This is a genomic window from Mycobacterium conspicuum (genome assembly GCF_010730195.1).
GTDB lineage: Bacteria > Actinomycetota > Actinomycetes > Mycobacteriales > Mycobacteriaceae > Mycobacterium > Mycobacterium conspicuum.
Genome location: NZ_AP022613.1, coordinates 310,723 through 328,787 on the forward strand (window position 1 = coordinate 310,723; position 18,065 = coordinate 328,787).

Annotated in this window: 15 protein-coding genes and 2 pseudogenes; 9 read left to right on the forward strand and 8 right to left on the reverse strand. The window is 68.4% G+C overall.

Translation table 11 applies throughout. The annotated features are described in order from the left end of the window. Window positions 1-64 precede the first annotated feature (64 nt). Together G6N66_RS01450 and G6N66_RS01455 are read left to right on the forward strand one after the other, a co-directional pair. The gene (locus tag G6N66_RS01450; RefSeq protein WP_085235681.1) at window positions 65-448 is read left to right on the forward strand and encodes an STAS domain-containing protein; all 384 of its coding nucleotides are present in this window, start codon (window positions 65-67) and stop codon (window positions 446-448) included. Continuing rightward, window positions 445-4,320: an ATP-binding protein gene (locus G6N66_RS01455; RefSeq protein ID WP_085235680.1), complete on the forward strand. Its 3,876-nt coding sequence runs from the start codon at window positions 445-447 to the stop codon at window positions 4,318-4,320. The genes G6N66_RS01450 and G6N66_RS01455 overlap by 4 nt, the downstream gene beginning before the upstream one ends. A 13-nt stretch (window positions 4,321-4,333) precedes the next feature. Here the strand turns inward: G6N66_RS01455 and G6N66_RS01460 are convergent, their stop codons facing one another. Continuing rightward, window positions 4,334-4,609, reverse strand: a complete 276-nt coding sequence (locus tag G6N66_RS01460) for a hypothetical protein (protein WP_139825481.1) — start codon at window positions 4,607-4,609, stop codon at window positions 4,334-4,336. Window positions 4,610-4,672: 63 nt separating this feature from the next. Between G6N66_RS01460 and G6N66_RS29930 the strand changes: the two genes are divergently transcribed. Continuing rightward, the gene (locus tag G6N66_RS29930; RefSeq protein ID WP_249025792.1) at window positions 4,673-4,870 is read left to right on the forward strand and encodes an Rv1535 domain-containing protein; all 198 of its coding nucleotides are present in this window, start codon (window positions 4,673-4,675) and stop codon (window positions 4,868-4,870) included. Between the two features lie 61 nt (window positions 4,871-4,931). Here the strand turns inward: G6N66_RS29930 and G6N66_RS01465 are convergent. The 5 genes and pseudogenes from G6N66_RS01465 to G6N66_RS01485 all read right to left on the reverse strand — a co-directional run. Further along, window positions 4,932-8,483, reverse strand: a pseudogene (locus G6N66_RS01465) (HAD-IC family P-type ATPase); the annotation flags it as partial. A gap of 716 nt (window positions 8,484-9,199) precedes the next feature. Beyond that, window positions 9,200-9,643, reverse strand: a complete 444-nt coding sequence (locus tag G6N66_RS01470; RefSeq protein ID WP_085235677.1) for a hypothetical protein — start codon at window positions 9,641-9,643, stop codon at window positions 9,200-9,202. 193 nt (window positions 9,644-9,836) lie between these two features. Next, window positions 9,837-10,643, reverse strand: coding sequence for an exodeoxyribonuclease III (locus tag G6N66_RS01475; protein ID WP_085235676.1), 807 nt, complete (start codon window positions 10,641-10,643; stop codon window positions 9,837-9,839). 132 nt (window positions 10,644-10,775) lie between these two features. Continuing rightward, a pseudogene (locus G6N66_RS01480) lies at window positions 10,776-11,270 on the reverse strand (GNAT family N-acetyltransferase, cg3035/Rv0428c family); the annotation flags it as partial. After that, a complete protein-coding gene (locus tag G6N66_RS01485; RefSeq protein WP_085235674.1) occupies window positions 11,270-11,863 on the reverse strand; it encodes a peptide deformylase in 594 nt (197 codons plus the stop codon). The gene G6N66_RS01485 and the pseudogene G6N66_RS01480, both read right to left, overlap by 1 nt. Window positions 11,864-12,060: 197 nt before the next feature. Here G6N66_RS01485 and G6N66_RS01490 point away from each other — a divergent pair, with 197 nt between their 5' ends. The 5 genes from G6N66_RS01490 (at window position 12,061) to G6N66_RS01510 (ending at window position 15,455) form a co-directional block, all read left to right on the forward strand. Continuing rightward, window positions 12,061-12,369: a DUF3263 domain-containing protein gene (locus tag G6N66_RS01490; RefSeq protein WP_085235673.1), complete on the forward strand. Its 309-nt coding sequence runs from the start codon at window positions 12,061-12,063 to the stop codon at window positions 12,367-12,369. Window positions 12,370-12,400: 31 nt separating this feature from the next. Further along, window positions 12,401-12,874 (forward strand): LytR C-terminal domain-containing protein, encoded by a 474-nt coding sequence (locus G6N66_RS01495; RefSeq protein WP_085235672.1) that lies wholly within the window; start codon window positions 12,401-12,403, stop codon window positions 12,872-12,874. Between the two features lie 112 nt (window positions 12,875-12,986). Next, entirely contained in the window at window positions 12,987-13,694 is a 708-nt protein-coding gene (gene sodC / locus G6N66_RS01500) for a superoxide dismutase[Cu-Zn] (RefSeq protein WP_085235671.1), read from the forward strand. Then, window positions 13,684-14,811 (forward strand): glutamate--cysteine ligase, encoded by a 1,128-nt coding sequence (locus G6N66_RS01505; protein ID WP_085235670.1) that lies wholly within the window; start codon window positions 13,684-13,686, stop codon window positions 14,809-14,811. Before sodC ends, G6N66_RS01505 begins: the two co-directional genes overlap by 11 nt. Window positions 14,812-14,813: 2 nt before the next feature. After that, window positions 14,814-15,455 carry an LON peptidase substrate-binding domain-containing protein gene (locus tag G6N66_RS01510; RefSeq protein ID WP_085235669.1) on the forward strand — a complete coding sequence of 214 codons (642 nt, stop codon included), beginning with the start codon at window positions 14,814-14,816 and terminating at the stop codon, window positions 15,453-15,455. Window positions 15,456-15,478: 23 nt separating this feature from the next. On the opposite strand, the gene G6N66_RS01515 is transcribed toward G6N66_RS01510, so the two are convergent. Continuing rightward, entirely contained in the window at window positions 15,479-16,219 is a 741-nt protein-coding gene (locus tag G6N66_RS01515) for a TylF/MycF/NovP-related O-methyltransferase (RefSeq protein ID WP_085235668.1), read from the reverse strand. Window positions 16,220-16,393: 174 nt separating this feature from the next. On the opposite strand from G6N66_RS01515, the gene G6N66_RS01520 reads away from it, so the two are divergent. Continuing rightward, window positions 16,394-16,618 carry a hypothetical protein gene (locus G6N66_RS01520; protein ID WP_085235667.1) on the forward strand — a complete coding sequence of 75 codons (225 nt, stop codon included), beginning with the start codon at window positions 16,394-16,396 and terminating at the stop codon, window positions 16,616-16,618. Here the strand turns inward: G6N66_RS01520 and G6N66_RS01525 are convergent. After that, window positions 16,615-18,009: an MFS transporter gene (locus G6N66_RS01525; RefSeq protein WP_232079178.1), complete on the reverse strand. Its 1,395-nt coding sequence runs from the start codon at window positions 18,007-18,009 to the stop codon at window positions 16,615-16,617. The genes G6N66_RS01520 and G6N66_RS01525 overlap by 4 nt on opposite strands. Window positions 18,010-18,065: the final 56 nt, after the last annotated feature.

Consider the following 18,065-nt stretch of genomic DNA (forward strand, 5'->3'; position numbering starts at 1 on the left):
GCGGCGCTAGGCTCGGTACATCTCCGGGATAGCAAACTCGGGTTGAATGTCAGGGGCACGCGTCATGGAATCGTTGGTGGTCGACCGGGAGGCTCGCGCGGACGCGGTTCTCGTCCGCGTCCGGGGCGACGTGGATTCGATAACCGTCGGCGAGCTGCACTCGCAACTGACGGCCGCTCGGGAGCTTGCGGCCACCCATCCGGCCCGCCTGCTCGTCATCGATCTGCAACCGGTGACCTTCTTCGGCAGCGCCGGCTTGAACGCGATATACGACTGCCGTGAGCAAGGGCTGGCGGCCGGCACCTCGGTCAGGCTGGTGGCCGCCGACAACGAGTACGTGCTGCGCCCGCTCGAGGTGACGAAGCTGGACCGGGTTTTCGAGGTGCATCGAACGCTGACCGACGCGCTGGGAAACACTGACCGCCAGGAGCGCGAGCAGCACCCATGAACCCGGGCCCCGCGCCGCGCCCCGACCTGCCCGCCGACCTGGAGGCGGCCGTCGCGCTGGGTAGCGAGATGGGCCGCCGGTTCGCCGAATTCGATTGGGCGGCACACCCACTCGGCGCGCCGCAAGGGTGGGCGGCCGAGATGCGGACAATCGTCGCGGCCGCGTTGACCTCGCGGTTTCCGTACCTGCTGTGGCTGGGCCCGGACGATCTGTTCATGCTGTACAACGACGCCTACATCCCGATCCTGGGCAACCGACACCCGGCTGCGCTCGGCGAACGCAGCGAGCGAGTGTGGTGGGACATCTGGGACTCGATCGGCCCGCTGATCGCCGGCGTCATCGAGACCCGCAGAGCGGTCTGGGTCGACGACCTACTCCTGCCGGTGATCACCGACGGCCGACGCGGCCAACGTTATTTCACCTTCAGCTACAGCCCGCTGATGGGCGATACCGGCAACGTCTACGGCGTCATGGCCACGGTCAGCGAGACCACCGAACGGGTGCTGAGCACGCGTCGTCTACACCTGCTCAACGCGGTGGCGGCCGCGCTCATGGACACCCGCACCATCGACGAGGCCGTGGCCGCGGCGGTCGCGGTGTGCGCCGACCAACCCGACGACCTACCCTTTGTGGCCGCCTACGTGGGTGAGGCGGGGCTGCGCGGGGCGACGCCGTCGGCGCTGCCATTCCTGCCCCGCACGCTGGCCGAGCTGACCGGCGGCCGCCAACCGGAATCGCGCGCGGCGTGGGTCATCGAGAACGTCGCGGCGGTCCTCCCCGGCATCCACGGGGCGCTGGGCGTCGACTGTCCCGAGCAGGCGCTGGTGCTGGCGCTGGGCGAGGGCGCGACCGCCGGGGCGCTGGTGGTGGGCGTCAGCCCGCGGCTCCCTTTCGATGCGCTTTATCGGGGCTTCTGTCAACTGCTCGCCGACCAACTGTCGTCGACGTTCGCGACGGCGGTCTCCTATGAGCACGAGCGGCAACGCGCCGACGCCCTGGCCGAATTGGATCGCGCGAAGTCGGCTTTTCTCACCAATGTCAGCCACGAGTTCCGCACGCCCTTGACGCTGTTGCTGGGCCCGCTCGACGACGCGCTGGCCGATGCCGGGCCCAACACCGTGCTGGCCGACCGGCTGACGACGGCCCGGCGCAACGCGCAGCGGCTGCTGCGAATGGTGGACTCGCTGCTCGACTTCTCGCGGATCGAGGCCGGTCGCGCGACCGTGCGGCTGGTGTGCACCGATGTCGGTGCGCTCACAGCGCACATTGCCTCGTCCTTCACCGAGCTCTGCGAGCGCGCCGGCCTCGAGTACGTGATCGCCTGCGATCCGGTGTTGGCCGACGTCGATCCCGGCATGTGGGAAACGATTCTGCTCAACCTGTTGTCCAACGCGGTCAAATACACGCTGCGGGGCTCGATTTCGGTCGAGGTGCGCGCCGAGCCCGCGCAGTGCCGAATTACGGTGCGCGACACCGGAGTTGGGATCGCCGCCAAGGACCTCGACCGGCTCTTCGAACGCTTCTACCGCGTCGAAGACGCCCGCGGCCGCAGCGTGGAGGGCAGCGGAATCGGGCTGTCGCTGGTGCGCGGACTCGTCGAACTGCAGCGCGGAACGGTCGAGATCGACAGCGAACCGGACCGTGGCACCGCGGTGACCATCCGGCTGCCTCGGTCCGTGGACGGCACCCCGCTGCAATACTCGCCCGACGGCCAGCTCGACGCGTCCAATCCTTACGTCGCCGACGCCCATCAGTGGTTGGCATCCGCGCCAGGAATGTTGGTGCGCAAGCAAAGTCGGCCTTTGTCCACGCCGGCGCGGGACCGCCGTGAGCTGATCTTGATCGCCGACGACAACGCCGACATGCGGAATCACCTTGATCGCGTGCTGTCGCCGCACTGGGAGACGGTGCTGGTCGCCGACGGCCAATCGGCGCTGGACGCCACCCGCGAGCTACGCCCGGACGCGATCGTCACGGACGTGATGATGCCGGGCCTGAATGGGTTCGAGTTGGTGGCGGCGATTCGCGCCGAGCCCGAATTGGCCGGCACGCCGGTGCTTATGCTGTCCGCCCGGGCCGGCGCGGAGGCGATCAGCGACGGCTTTGCCGGCGGCGCCGACGACTACCTGCCCAAGCCATTCCGCTCCCAGGAGCTGATCGACCGGGTGTCGGCGAGGCTTTCCGCCGCGGCCCGCGAGCGAGACGGTCAGCAGCGCGCCGCCGAGTTGCGGCTGTCATCGGAGTTCGAGGCCGCACTGCACGGCGCCGATTCCGTCACCGCCATCCTGGCCGTCCTGGTCGACCCCCGATTCGGATTGGGGGAAGCCGACGCTGTTGCCATCGGTCTGCTGGATCCCGACGAGGACAACGTCCGATTCGAATACGCCGGGGCCTTTCCCGCGGAATTGCGCGACCGCTACCACGTCGCCCCGATGGACGCCCCCTTGGTCGCCATCGACGTCATCAAGCGCGGCGAGCCGCTGACCGTCCCCGACACCTTCGACCTGCCCCCACGGTATGAACACGCCGTGCACGACACCGCGTCGAGTGTGCGCGCCTGCGTTGTCCAGCCCTTGCGCGGCGGCCTGGGCCGCGTCATCGGCGTGCTGTCATTGCTGTGGTCGCAGCCGCGCCAATTCGGCGCCACCGAACTCGACATGTTCGCCCACGCCGCCGAGCTCACCCAGTTGGCCCTGGATCGCGTCCGCGTCCTGGCGCGTGAGCACCGCATCGCCATCGAATTTCAGGAGCAGCTGCTCGACCTCGACCGCGGGTCGACCGCCGCGGCCGTGGCGGCGGTCTACCAACCGGCCGGCGAGGCGATGCGGGTGGGCGGCGACTGGTATCTGGTGACACCGCTCAACCGGCCGGGGCAGATCGGGATATCGGTGGGCGACGTCGTCGGGCATGGCCTGCCGGGCGCAACCGTGATGAGCCGGCTCCGCGCGGCGATGGGCGCCACCGCGCTCAGCCAGGCCGACCCGGCGGTGGTCCTGAGCACCCTGGACGCCTATGCGGCCACGGTGCAGGGTGCGCGCTGTGCGACGGTGGCCTACGCCCTGATCGACGCCGGCCAGCCGGCAACGGGGCGCCCCGCCACCATCAGTTACACCTGCGCGGGACATCCCTACCCGTTGCTGGTCAGCCCGGACCTCGCGGTTGCTCCCACCTTCTTGGAGGACGGTCGACGACCGCCGGTGGCCACCGCTCGAGTCGACGTGGCCGACGGCACCGCGCGGGCGGACCTGCCACCCGGCGCCCTGGTCGTGCTCTACACCGACGGGCTGATCGAGCGGCCCGGCGAGGCCCTCGACAAGGGATTCGACCGACTGAGGGCCGCGGCCGCCGCGTGTGCCCACCTCGCGGTCGACGACGTCTGCACCGAGCTATTGCGCCGGATGGCGCCGCCGGACGGCTACCGCGACGACGTCGTGGTGCTCGCGCTGCGCCCGAGCCATTCCGGGCCGCACAGCTTCACCATCGTGGTTCCGGCGACGGGCACCGAGGTTCCCGTCGTGCGGGATCGCTTGCACGAGTGGCTGGACGCGGTCGCCGTCGATCCGCCCCGCGCACAGGACATTCTGTTGGCGGCCGGTGAGGCCGTAACCAACGGCATCGAGCACGGCAGCCATTGTGATCCGCGCAGGACCGTTTCCCTCGAGGCGTTCATTCGCGACGACGCGATTGTCATCACCGTCGCCGACTCCGGTCGTTGGTCGGGCGACTCCTCGGCCAGCCTGCGCAGCGACCGACGCGGACGCGGGCTCACGCTGATGAGCGGCCTCGCCGATCGGGTCGACACCGTCCGCGATCGCTGGGGGACCCGGGTGACGATGCTGTTCGACCACGCGGTCGCCGGACTGACCAGCTGACCCTAGACCTCTGCTAGGCCTCTTCCATGGCTTCGCCGAGCTCCTCGAGGATCCGATTATGATGGTTCGACGCCAGCAGGTGCCCGGCCGCGATCACTAGGGCGACCGGCCAATCGATGAGTTCCAGGGCCGCCAGCGCCGCTAGACCGCCGTAGTAGGCGAGCTGCTCGGGCCGTGGAATCTCGGTCTGGCCGAGCAGCGGCAGGTTCACCACGAAGGTTTCGCCTTCGCGGATCTTGTCCACCGCCTCGCGCTGGGACGTCGCCCGCCGGGGCTTCTTTTCCGCCATCATTTGCCTTTCGGTAACGAAAGATTTGCCGGTGAGCCGGATGGTGCGGTCACCGTCGGACGTATGGGGAGGACCGATCTGCCGCAGGCCGATCCGCTGATTTCACCGATCGCCTCGTTCCTGAATGTTCCGTTCCAGCAACTCTATGCGTTGTTGTGGCGCGCGGGCGTCCTGGAGATCGTGGAGGCTCAGGCGGCTGGGAAGGCGGCTGGGGACGCTGAGGAGGTTCTGGCAGCTCCCGATCGTCAAAGACACGGCTGAGGGCGGCGACGGCGAGCGTCGCGACCGCCGCGGACCCGAGGGCTTCGATCCAGCCGAGCGGATCGAGCGGTGTGCAGCCGAGCAGCTGGCTGACCCCCGGAATGCTGATCAAGCCGCCCACCAAGCCGAGTGACCCCAGCGCGGTGAGCACCACCAACGGAGCCTGCGACTCCACCACCGTCTGGCCCAATTCGGTCGCGATCAGCGCGACCAAGGCCACTGTCGACGCGCGTTGCGGCAGTCCGGTGGCTCCCACCAGGGCGTTCATCCCGGGCACGGCGGGAATGCCCAGCGCGCCGCCCGCCATCACCCACGCCGCCGTCGTCGCCGCCGCGGTCGTACCGGCGCGCAGGGCGACGGCATGCCACAGCGCGGGCTGATCCACGCCGCGCAGGCTGGAGTCGACCGTCGCGCGCGGCTTGCTGACGGCCAGGGCCGCGGCCGGGAACGCATCGGTGACGGTGTTGACCAGCAGCAGCTGGCGGGTGTTCAGCGGCGACGTGCCGGTGATCGCGCTGCCGATGATCGCGAAGATCACCTCGCCGGCGTTGCCCCCGAGCAGCACCTGCACGGCCGCCTGCACCCGCCGCCACAGCTGGCGGCCCTCTTCCACGGCCTCCAGCAGCGCTTCGATACGGCCATCGACGAGCACCACGTCGGCCACCAGGTGCGCCGAGTCGCTGCCGTGCGCGACCACGCCGATGCCGACGGTGGCCGCCCGGATGGCGGCGGCGTCGTTGGCGCCGTCACCCACCATCGCCGTCCGCACGCCGGCGTTCTCCAGCGTCTGGACGATCTGGACCTTGTTCTCCGGCGTCATCCGGGCGAAGATCACCCGCTCGGTGACCACGCGTTCCTGCTCCTTGCGGGACAACGCATCCCATTCGGCGCCGGTGATCACCTGCCCGGCGGTCACCGGCAGGCCGAGCTCCTCGGCGATCGCCTTCGCGGTGATCGGGTGATCGCCGGTGATCAGCTTGATGCCCACCCCCTGGGACCGCAGCGTGGACAGCACGCCGGCGGATTCCGGGCGCGGGGTGTCCGACAACCCGAGGAACCCGGCCAGGGTCAACCCGTCCCGGCAGTACTCGGCGATCTCGTCGGGGTTGTCCTTGACCGCCGCGGCCTGCTGCGCCGTCAGCGTGCGCCGCGCGACCGCGATCACCCGCAACCCGCCGGCCGCCATGTCGGCGACGGTGCCGTCTAACGCTGTTATGTCGCCGCACGCGGCCAGCACCACCTCGGGTGCGCCCTTGACGGTCAGCTCGGTTCCCGTTGCCGAGGCCGAGAACGACCTGCCGGAGCGGAACGGCAGGTGAGCGGTGACGCCGCCGTTACCGTTCGGATCGCTCACCCCGGCCGCCTCCGCCGCCTCCACGATCGCGGCGTCGGTGGCGTGCAGCTGCGGCCCGCCGTCGGTCACGGGCGCGGCGTGCGCGGCGCAGCGCAGCACGTCCGGCTCCGACCCGCCGGGCGCGGGGTGGACCCGCGACACCCGCAGTCGGTTCTCGCTCAGCGTTCCGGTCTTGTCGAAGCAGACCACTTCGATGCGGCCGAGAGCCTCGACCGAACGCGGAACACGAACCAGCGCACCGAACTTCGTCAGCCGTCGAGCCGATGCCGCTTGCGCCAACGTGGCCACCAGGGGCATCCCTTCGGGGACCGCGGCGACCGCGATCGCGATGGCGCTGGACACCGCGTGCTGCAGCGGGGTGCGCCGCAGCAGCCCGAGCGCGCCGACCAGTGCGCCGCCGGTAATGCTCACCGGGAGCGCTTGATTCGTCAGCTGTCCGAGCTGATGCTGCAGGCCGATGTCGGATGACAGCTCACCGGAGATGAGATCGGCGGCACGCCGCTGCTGAGTGTCCGCGCCGACCGCGGTCACCAGCGCGACGGCGGTTCCCGCCACCATCGTGGTCCCGGCGAACAGCATGCAGCGACGCTCGGCGAGCGGGGCCCCGGGCGTCGCGTCGACCTGCTTTTCCACCGACAGCGACTCACCGGTGAGCGTCGACTCGTCGACCTCGACGTCGACCTCCTCGATGAGCCGGGCGTCGGCGGGCACCACCTCATGGGTGCGCACCTCGATGACATCACCGGGTCGCAGTCGCGCGGCGTCGACCTGCCGGTACACCCGCTGACCGTCCGGACCGGTGACCACCAGGCGCGCCGGCGGAGTCTGCTGAGCCAGCAGCACGTTCAGCCGCTTCTCGGCCCGAAGCCGTTGCGCGGCAGCCAGTATCGAGTTACCGGTCAACACCGTGCCGACCAGGATCGCGTCGACGGGTGAGCCGAGGATGGCGCTGGCGGCCGAGCCGAGCGCCATCACCGGGGTCAACGGGTCGGACAGCTCGGCCCGCACGGCCCTGGCGAGCTGCCAAATCGATTGCAGCGGTGAGTCGTTCGGCGGGGCTTGGTCCATTTCGGGGACGTCACCATCGGGTGCGGGCAGCAGCCTGCGGACCTGCTCGACCGACATCGCATGCCATTCGTGCACGGCCGCCGGGCGCGGGGTTTCCGCGTTCAGGATGCCGCGGGCGAGCAGGTATCCCGACATGAGACCGGCCGCCGCGCCGACGTTGACCACCTCGGATCCGAGATTGCCCCGCACGCCCGGGATCAGAAACAGCGATCCCATGGCCGTCGCGCCGGCCGCGATCCCGACGCCGCGTTGGATCGCCGTCTTGGCCGCGGGCAACGCGTGCAGCAGCCGCCAGGCGGCCGCCAGATCCGGCAACAGCAGGTCGGCGTTGAACGGCGGTGCGCCCCGCTTCGGTTTGATGCCCAGCATCAGGCTGGCCGACGAAATCGATTGCGCGCCAGACGACGACAACACCGCCACCGTCCGTCCGGACTGCTCCAAATCGAACACGGCCGCAGCCAGCGCTGCGTCGATCGCGCTGTCTGTCCCGGTCTTGACCGGCCGGATCTCGTCGAACGCCGGCCGCAGCTCGTCGAGCGACTCGACATCGACCGAAATCAGTTCCGCCCCGGTGCGATGCGCCTCGGCGACGACGGCCGATGCCAGCGGTTCGTGCGCGGGCAGGAAAAGCGCTTCGACTCGCGCGTTCGGCCGGTTGCCGGATATCCCACGCAGCGCCCGCCAGCCGGGCCGCAGGCTGTTTTTCTCCAGCATGAGTTGGGCGCGGTTCCACGCGGCGGTCAGCTCGCTGTCATCCAGGCCGCCTTCGCCGCGGACACGGGCGACGCGCAGCGTGTCGGAGCACAGAATCCGAGGGTCGATGACGATCGTGTCGATCTTGTCGAGCCGGCGCAGGCTTTCCGGCCGCAGCGGCAGGACGGCGTGCTGGTCGGCTAGGCCGCGGCCCAGGGTGGAGGCGAACGCCTCGGGCGTCGTCCGGGTGGCCTTGGGGGTGGTTACCTGCACCGCGGTGGCGGCCATCGCAAGGTTGCGGGTGCCCGCTCCGATCGCGCCGGCGCTCAGCGCCTGCAGCAGCGCGAACCGGCCCGCGGCCCGCTCGACCGGCCTGGACGGCTGCGGCCGCGGTGCCGGGTGCGGCCTCGGCTGATCGGCGTGCCGCGCCAGCTCCGGTTCGTGCTGCGCCCAGCTTTGGGCCTCCGCGCGGACCTCGGCGGCCTTCATCGACTGCATCGTCAACCCCAACGCCAACGATGTCGGCGACTGCGTGAGGGTCTGCGCCGCCGCGGCGGCCAGCGTCAGCACCGTGTCGGTGGTGGGCCCGCCGAGCCGGTCCGCGAGCGCGCGGCGCAGCCAGGGCTGGTAGTCCACGAAAGCCACGCTGGCGGAGACGGCGGCCGGCAACGGCCGCACACGCAGCGCCCGGCCGGTGAGCGCGATGCCCAACCCGGCCGCGTTGGCCGCGACGGTCAACGCCCTGGTTGCCAGCACCACGCCGTCGCCCGGCAGGCTCCTGGTGAACACCGACTCGTCTTTGGGCTCGCTGCAGCGCTTTTCGGCGGCCTCGACCGTCCGGCACAGGTCCCGCAGCGAGAAGCCGGGGTCGTCGATATCGACGACCGCGCGCGACAGCGGGTGATTCAGGCTGACCGAGGTGACGCCCGGGTGGGCCAGGATCGCGTCGGAGACGATCCGCCCGAGCTCCCCGCTGTCGTCGTCACCGAGCCCGCGCACCTCGATCCAGGCGCGGCTGTCGTTGCGCCAGCAGTTGCGGCTGAGCGTCTCGCGGGAGATCTCGCCGGACAGCAGCTTGGCGCCTTCGCGCACCGGGATGACGGCGATCTCAACGCCGGTCCTGGCCAGGGTGGTGGTCGCCTGGACGCCGGAAGCGACGAAGCGCAGCGGCAAAGACCGGCGTATTGACGTGGCAAAACTCAATTGGTGCTCAGTCAGTTGGTACTGCGTAACGCCGCCGAGCCGGCCCGCCGCCCGCTCGCCTTCTTCGCCGCGGCTTTGCGGGAAGGGGCCTTGGACGGCGTCGCCTCGGCTGGCTCGGGCTCAGTGGGTACGGTCGTCAACTTCGCCTTCGGTGCCGGGTCTTCGGGCTTGCGGTTCATCCGCTGCAGCACCAGCGCCCCGCCGCCGACGGCCATCAGAATCGGCCATTCCACCAAGCCGGTGACGCCGAGCGCGCCGATCGCCAATGCGGCCGCGGCCGTCGACTTGCTGCCGGATCCGATGCCGCGCTGGATGCCTTCGGCGGCTCCCTTGACCCCGCCGACAACGCCGTTCACCGCGGCGCCGCCTACCGCGCCCGCGGTCGCTGTGGTCGCCGCCGCCGCTCGATTCACAGTTCGACCGACGCCACGAACCGCTCCACCGACGACACCCATGATGACTCCCTGGCCTTTAATCTCGGTCGCTGCAGATCTCGTTCGCTACGTCCGTGTATACACGTTGATCGCACAGTTAACAGGATCTACGCGATTGTTAACAGCGGCTTTCATCCGAAAGCCAGCTGTGTTAAGCCTGCCATGTCGCGCGCAACGATGTCGAGGCTTACGGGCTCGGGGCCTGGCCCGTGAGTCATTCGGCGCGCAGGTCGACCAACACCGGCGCGTGGTCGCTGGGCGCCTTACCCTTGCGTTCTTCGCGGACGATCTGGGCATCGGTCACCCGCGCCGCCAACGCCGGTGAAGCGAGAATGAAGTCGATTCGCATGCCCTGTCTTTTCGGGAAGCGCAGCTGCGTGTAGTCCCAGTAGGTGTAGACGCCCGGACCGGGGGCGAAAGGCCGTACCACATCGGCGAATTGCGCCTCGACGATGGCATTGAACGCCTGACGTTCCGGCGCAGAGACGTGCGTGGAGCCGACGAAGAATTCGGGGCTCCACACATCCTCATCGGTGGGTGCGATGTTCCAGTCGCCGACCAGCGCGATCGGTGCCGCCGGATCATCGCGCAGCCATCCGGCAGCCGTAGCACGCAGTGCGGCAAGCCAATCCAGCTTGTAGAGGTAGTGCGGATCGCTAAGGGTGCGGCCGTTGGGCACATAAAGACTCCACACCCGCACACCCCCGCAGACGGCGCCCAGGGCGCGGGCCTCCGCCGTGGCGGCCACCTCTGGCTTGCTGCTCCAGGTGGGCTGGCCGTCGAAGCCGATCTGCACATCGTCGAGGCCGACCCGGGAGGCGATCGCCACCCCGTTCCACTGGTTGAAGCCGACGTGGGCGACCTCATAGCCGAGCTCGAAGAACGGCAATGTGGGGAACTGGCTATCGGAGCATTTAGTTTCCTGCATGGCCAGCACGTCGATATCGGCGCGGCCCAGCCAATCGGTGACGCGGTCCAGCCGGGTGCGAATCGAATTCACGTTCCAGGTGGCCAGCCGCATCGCTAGAGACTATCGAGCGGCCAGTCGGAAAAATCTCCGCCGGTGGTGCAGCCGGAAGCCTTGCGCCTCGGCGCGGGCGATCGCGTCGGTGTCGCGCTCGTCGACGCAGACGTAGGCGCCTGGCATGTCGGGCGTCACGCCAGCGGCGGCATCGGGCACGGGCGCGGCGCGCACCAGCATGCGCTGCTCGCGTTCGGGGCTCAAGCCGGCAGGAACCGCCAGCAGCCGATCGGGAATGAGCAGCCGCGGGGGCAGGCCGCGGTCGGCATACCAGGCGACGATCGCGGGGATGGAATCGGCGCGAGCCGAAATATCCAGTGGCACTGCGAAATCGGTGCGCAGCAGCCAGCCGTCCAGCCAAGTCTCGTGCGTATCGGGCCACGAGGCCGCGGCCGCCTGCTCCAGTGCCCGGATCTCGGAGGCGCGCACCGGCGCGTCGGTCAACTCCCGCACGGCCACCACGTCGGTGGGCGCGCACTCGACCACGGTGCCGGACTTCGTTTGCACCCGAACCACCGGATCGACGGCCAGCAGGTGACCCACCGCATCGGTGAGCGGCGGGATCGACCCGGCGCGGCGCCGGTAGCGGACCGTCACCCGTGTTCCGAGGCCGGGCCACGAGATCATCAGTGGCCGAACGGGTCAGGTCCCTCGCCCGGCATCCAGGACAGTCCCGGAACTCCCCAGCCGTGCGACTTGACGGCACGCTTGGCGGCACGCGCGTGCCGGCCGATCAGGCGGTCCAGGTAGAGAAATCCGTCGAGGTGACCGGTTTCGTGTTGCAGCATCCGGGCGAACAGGCCGGTGCCCTCGAGGGTGATCGGACTGCCGTCGGCGTCGAGGCCGGTGACCCGCGCCCACTTGGCCCGGCCGGTGGGGAACGATTCGCCGGGAACCGACAGGCAGCCTTCGTCGTCGTCGCCCGGGTCGGGCATGGTCTCGGGAACCTCGGAGGTTTCCAGTACCGGATTGATCACCACGCCGCGGCGGCGCTGCGTCTCGCCGCGGTCGTCCGCGCAGTCGTAGACGAACAGCCGCAGCGCGTAGCCGATCTGGTTGGCGGCCAGCCCCACCCCGTGCGCGGCGTCCATGGTCTCGTACATGGTCGCGATCAACTCGGGCAGCTCGGCCGGCAGCGAACCGTCGGCGCTGACAGCCACCGGTGTGGTCGGAGCGTGCAAGACCGGATCGCCCACAATGCGGATGGGTACGACTGCCATGATCGGCTAGCTTAAACTCGCCGAGCCGCGGGCTTTGCGGCACACTGTGCGCGATGATCCAACTAAGTCGGCCGACTCGCGGGTCTAGATGACACCTTGAGGGTTGGCCGCGTGGTTCAATATTCGCGCAAAACACGCCCCGAACTATCAGTCATGCAAGCAGTTTGAGAATCGCCGGAAGGGCCCAGGGGAGCGATATGGACAGCGCCATGGCGCGGGCAAATCAAGCGGGGGACGACGCTGACATCACCGACGGGCTCAGCCGCCGGGAACACGACATCCTGGCGTTCGAGCGCCAGTGGTGGAAGTTCGCCGGGGTCAAGGAAGACGCCATCAAGGAGCTGTTCTCGATGTCGGCGACGCGCTACTACCAGGTGCTCAACGCGCTGGTGGACCGCCCCGAGGCGCTGGCGGCCGATCCCATGCTGGTGAAGCGGCTGCGGCGGTTGCGCGCCAGCCGCCAGAAGGCGCGCGCGGCGCGGCGCCTCGGCTTCGAGGTGACCTGACGCCCGCTCGTCCCCGCTACAGTGGGCCTCGATGAATGAGCGCGTCCCCGATTCGTCGGGGCTTCCCCTGCGGGCCATGGTGATGGTGCTGCTGTTCCTCGGAGTCATTTTCCTGCTGCTCGGGTGGCAGGCGCTGGGTTCTTCCGGGCACTCCGACGACGAATCGGCCGCGCCGGCGTCGAGTGTGACGTCGACCACCACCAAGACGTCGCCCAGCCCCAAGCCGGCCCCGAACCAGGCCGAGGTCCGGGTGTACAACATCTCTTCGCAAGAGGGCGTTGCCGCGCGCACCCGGGACCAGCTGACGGCCGCCGGCTTCAAGGTGACCGAAGTCGGGAACCTGCCGGCGCCCGATGTCAAGGTCACCACCGTTTACTACAGCGACGCCGAGGGCGAGCACGCCACCGCCGACGCGGTCGGCCAGAAGCTGCAAGCGCCCGTCGAGGCGCGCATTCCCGCGCTCGCCAACCAGCCGCCGGGCGTCATCGTGCTCGTTGCCGGTTGACACGCACTCGCGCAAGCTGTTCCGGCGCGCATCGTCGCCGGGCTGAAATTTGATTGCCCGACTCCTCAGCGCGCTGTTCCAGCGCGCATCGTCGCCGGGCTAGGCTCTCGCTATGCCTAAGATTGCCGGTCGCCGTACCGTCGCTGCCGCCGCCGTCACGTCATGCGTCGCGCTGCTCTGCGCGTGCTCATCGCCCCAGCACGCCTCGTCAGTCCCGGGCACCACGCCGGCGATCTGGACCGGATCCCCCTCGCCGTCGTCTTCCAAAGCCCCTGGCGCCCCGGGGGCGGTGGCGGCGCCGCAGAAGAGCATCACCACCCACCTCAAGGCGCCTGACGGCACGCAGGTCGCGATCGCGGAATTCGAGTTCACCAGCAACCACGTCACGGTCAAGATCGACACGGTCGCGGTCGGTGTGCTCACGCCGGGCTTTCACGGAGTGCACATCCACAAGGTGGGCAAGTGTGAGCCCAACTCCGTCGCACCCACCGGCGGCGCGCCGGGCGACTTCCTGTCGGCGGGCGGGCATTTCCAAGTGGCGGGGCACTCGGCCGAACCGGCCAGTGGCGACCTGACCTCCCTCGAGGTGCGTAAAGACGGCACCGGAACGTTGCTGACCACCACGGACGCCTTCACCATGGATGACCTGTTGGCCGGCGAGAAGACCGCGATCATCATCCACGCCGGCGCCGACAACTTCGCCAACATTCCGCCGGATCGCTACAACCAGGTCAACGGGGCGCCCGGTCCCGACGCGACGACGATGAGCACCGGTGACGCTGGCAAGCGGGTGGCGTGCGGTGTCATCGGTGCCGGCTAGAAATCGAGCCCACATCGATTTCGCCGGCTCACCCCGGCCGACGATCGGGGTGGAGTGGGAATTCGCGCTCATCGACGCGCAGACCCGCGACCTGAGCAACGAAGGGCCCGCGGTCATCGCCGAGATCGGCGAAAACCCCCGCGTGCACAAGGAATTGCTGCGCAACACCGTCGAGGTGGTCACCGGCATCTGCGACTCCGCCGCCGAAGCGACGGAGGATCTCCGCGAAACCCTGGGCCCCGCACGCCAAATCGTCCGGGACCGCGGGATGGAGCTGTTCTGCGCCGGCACCCACCCGTTCGCCCGGTGGTCGACGCAGAAGCTCACCGACGCGCCGCGCTACGCCGAGCTGATCAAGCGCACCCAGTGGTGGGGCCGACAGATGCTGATCTGGGGTGTGCACGTCCACGTCGCGATCGCCTCGGCCGCCAAGGTGATGCCGATCATGACGTCGCTGCTCAACTACTACCCGCACCTGTTGGCGCTGTCGTCGTCCTCGCCGTGGTGGGGCGGGGAGGACACCGGCTACGCCAGCAACCGCGCCATGATGTTTCAGCAACTGCCGACCGCCGGGCTGCCGTTTCACTTTCAGCGGTGGGCGGAGTTCGAGGGCTTCGTCTACGACCAGAAGAAGACCGGCATCATCGACCACATGGACGAAATCCGTTGGGACATCCGGCCTTCGCCGCATCTGGGCACCCTCGAGGTGCGGATCTTAGACGGCGTTTCCAACCTGCGTGAATTGGGCGCGCTGGTCGCATTGGCGCACTGTTTGGTTGTCGACCTGGACCGCCGCCTGGACGCCGGCGAGACGCTGCCGACCATGCCGCCGTGGCATGTTCAGGAGAACAAGTGGCGCGCCGCTCGCTACGGACTGGACGCGGTGATCATCCTGGACGCCGACAGCAACGAGCGGTTGGTCACCGACGACCTGCCCGATCTGCTGACCCGGCTGGAGCCGGTCGCGAAGTCGCTGCACTGCGTGGACGAGCTTGCCGCGGTGGTCGACATTTACCGCGACGGCGCGTCGTATCAGCGGCAGCGGCGGGTTGCCGAGGAACACGACGGCGACCTGCGCGCGGTGGTCGATGCGCTGGTCGGGGAGCTGGACATCTGATCATGACGGAATCCGTTGCGCTGGCGATGTTTCCGTTGCAGTCGGCGCTACTGCCCAACGAGGATCTGCCGCTGCGCATCTTCGAGCCGCGCTACAGCGCGCTGGTGCGCGACTGCCTCGGCAACGACGATCCGTTCGGCGTGGTACTCATCTCGCGTGGCCGCGAGGTCGGGGGCGGCGATACGAGATGCGACGTCGGCGTGCTGGCCCGCATCGCCGAACACGCCGAGCTCGGCTCGGGCCGGTATGTGTTGCAGTGCCGCACCGGTGAGCGCATCCGGGTCAGCGAGTGGCTGCCCGACGATCCCTACCCACGGGCCATGGTGCGGGTCTGGCCCGACGAGCCCGGCGAGCCGGTGACGGCCGACCAGATACTCGAACTGGAAGACCGGGTGATGGCGTTGTTCGAGCGGATCGCGGCCGCCCGCGACGCGCAGCTGCCGAGCCGCGACACGTTGCTGGGCGCCGACCGCGACACCGGTGACGCGGCACGGTGGTTGTACACGTTGGCATCTCGGCTACCGATCGGTGCGGCCGACCGCTACGCCGTGCTGTCGGCGCCCTCGGTCGCCGATCGGCTAGCCGCGCTCAGTGAGGCGGTCGATACGGTCACCGAGATGGTGGAGTTTCAGCTGTCCGAATAAAGCCCGCGGGCCCCGCCTGCGCGTCAGGCTATCCGGGCGACCGCTTGCTCAAAAAACTGGTTGTAGGCGAGGTAGACAGCCTCTTTGCCGGTCCGTTCCAGGAACTCCTGGAATGCCTTGAATTCATGTTCCTCGGCGCCCGGATAGTTATAGAACTCGTCAAACACGATCACAGTCCCCGACACGATGTTGTCGGCCAACTGGTCGAAGATCACTTTCGTGGACGCATAGATATCGCAATCAACGTGCAGGAAAGCGATGGGGCCCGATTTTAGGATCTGCTCTTTAAACCCCGGCAGGGTCTTATGGAACATGCCCTTAACCAGGGACACGTTGTGCAAGACCGGTGGCATCCAGCCCTCGACGTTAACTCGGAAAGTTCCGCGGGGGACGTCGAGGTCGGGGCGCGCCCATTGTTCAGGCAGCCCGTCAAAGGAGTCGAATCCCCAGACGCGTTGCTCTGGATTCAGTGCCGCAATGAAATTGATGGTCTTTCCCGTGCACACGCCCATCTCCAGAAACGCACCGCGCAGCGTGACGTGGTCGGAACCGAATTTGAGTACGGCCGCATCGGTGTTCAGCGGCTCTGCGTTGCCGAAGTGGTTGGTGACCATCGCCCGGGCCGCCGGTGAATCGCGATAATCCTTGTCCATCGGATAAAAGTTGAGGATCTGGCGCCCGGTGTGCCATTCTTCGCTCGCGGTGGGCATCTTGACCAATTGGTCCCAGTTGAAACCGGTGCTATACGCATCATCTTGCGTCATCGAAGCAGCATAGGGGGTTCGTCGGATTGTCCGGGCCGAAATTGTAAAGACTGGGCTAATGTGAGCCGATGCCGGCGGCCTTGTCGCGCAACGGTTGTCGCTTGGATACCGCAGAAGTGGGTAAACAATCGCGTCGGGTGTAAAAGCAGGTCACTAGCCGGAAGGCGGCATCGAATGGTTCACGATGGGGGCCGGTGGGACGTCGGCGTCAAGAACAACGAGGTTTACGTCGCGCGTATCGGCGAAGACGACAAGCAGTTATTCGACGATGTGGTGGCCCCGGACGAGGCCCGCAAGCTGGCCGGGCTTTTGACGAAGTACGCCGATAAGGCCGACGACGCCGCCGATTCGGATGACTCCACGGACGAGTCCGATGAATCCGACGAGTCGTCGGATTAGCTTGTCCTTTGATTGATGGTGACGCGGCTGACCGCGGCGCCGACGAAGAACAACGCCGCCGCGACCTGGAGCAGTCGCGCGAAGCTGGCATCGGTGAGGGCGCCGGCGGTGATCAGTCCCATGCAGGCCACCGAGGTCAGCGCCGACGTGCGACCCACCGCGTTTTGCATTGCTGCGGCGATTCCGCTGTTGGATTCGTCGATTGCAGACAGGTTCACCGCGGTGAGGGGCGTGTTGGTGAGCACCATGCCGATGGCCAGGACGATCATCCCGGGCAGCAGCTGGGTAGCGATGTTGAATCCGTGACCGGGCCGGATGAGCAGCAGCCCGATCCCGGCCAGCACCGGACCTGCCGTCAGAAACACCCGTGACCCGATCCGGGTCGCGAGCGCGCCGACGCGCTTGGCGAACAGAAATGACAGCACCGGGCTGGCCAGGGTGACCAGGCCAGCGACGGTCGCGCAGTAGCCGGCGACCTCTTGGGTGTAGAGCGCGACGGCCAGCGAGGCCATGGTGAGGGCACCGTAGACGAAAGCGGTAATCAGATTGGCGCTCAAGAAGTTTCGGATGGCGAACAGACCGACGGGCACCAAAGGGTGCGGGGCGCGGCGCTCCCATGCCACGAACGCCAACAGGGCCGCGATCCCGACGACCAGGGGCGCGAGGATGCCGCGGTGGGCCCAGCCGTGCTTCCCCGCTTCGATGAGCGCGTAGACGGTGCCGGCCAGCCCGGTCGCCGACAACACCGCCCCGACGACGTCGACACGGGCGCGCCTGGCCGGCCCGGGCATCGCGGGAAGCCAGAACGTCAACGCGAAACCGATGAGCATCGGGATCGCCGACAACGCATAAATCCATCGCCAGCCCAGCAGGTCGACCACCAATCCGCCCAGCAACGGGCCGAGCGCGAAGGCGGTAGCGGTCCAGGCGGTCCAGGACCCGATGGCCTTCGAGCGCTCCGTACGGTCGAAGGTGGAATTGATCATCGCCAGGGAGCCGGGCACCAAAAACGCGCCGCCGAGGCCCTGGACGAGTCGCCCGGCGATCAGCACGTCCGGGGCGGCCGCAGTGGCCGCCAGCAGCGAGCCCGCGCCGAAGGCGAGTAACCCGAAGCGCATTACCGGCACGCGTCCAAACAAATCGGAGATGGAACCGCCGGGCAGAATCGCGGCCGCCAGCGCCAGCAGGTAACCGTCCACCACCCACTGCTGCAGGCACAACCCGCCGCCGAGGTCGCGTTCAGTGGCCGGCAGTGCCAGGTTCACGACGGTGCTGTCAAGGAAGGCAACCATCGACACCATGACGGCCACCACCATGACCCGGCTGGTCAGCGCGACCGGCCGGGCGGGAGCCGCAGAAACGAAGCCGGCGGAGGGCCGTGTCGCGATCATCGCAGCTGTTTCTCCTTGACGGCGCTCGAACGCTTCTCCCGCTTATGTATGCGATG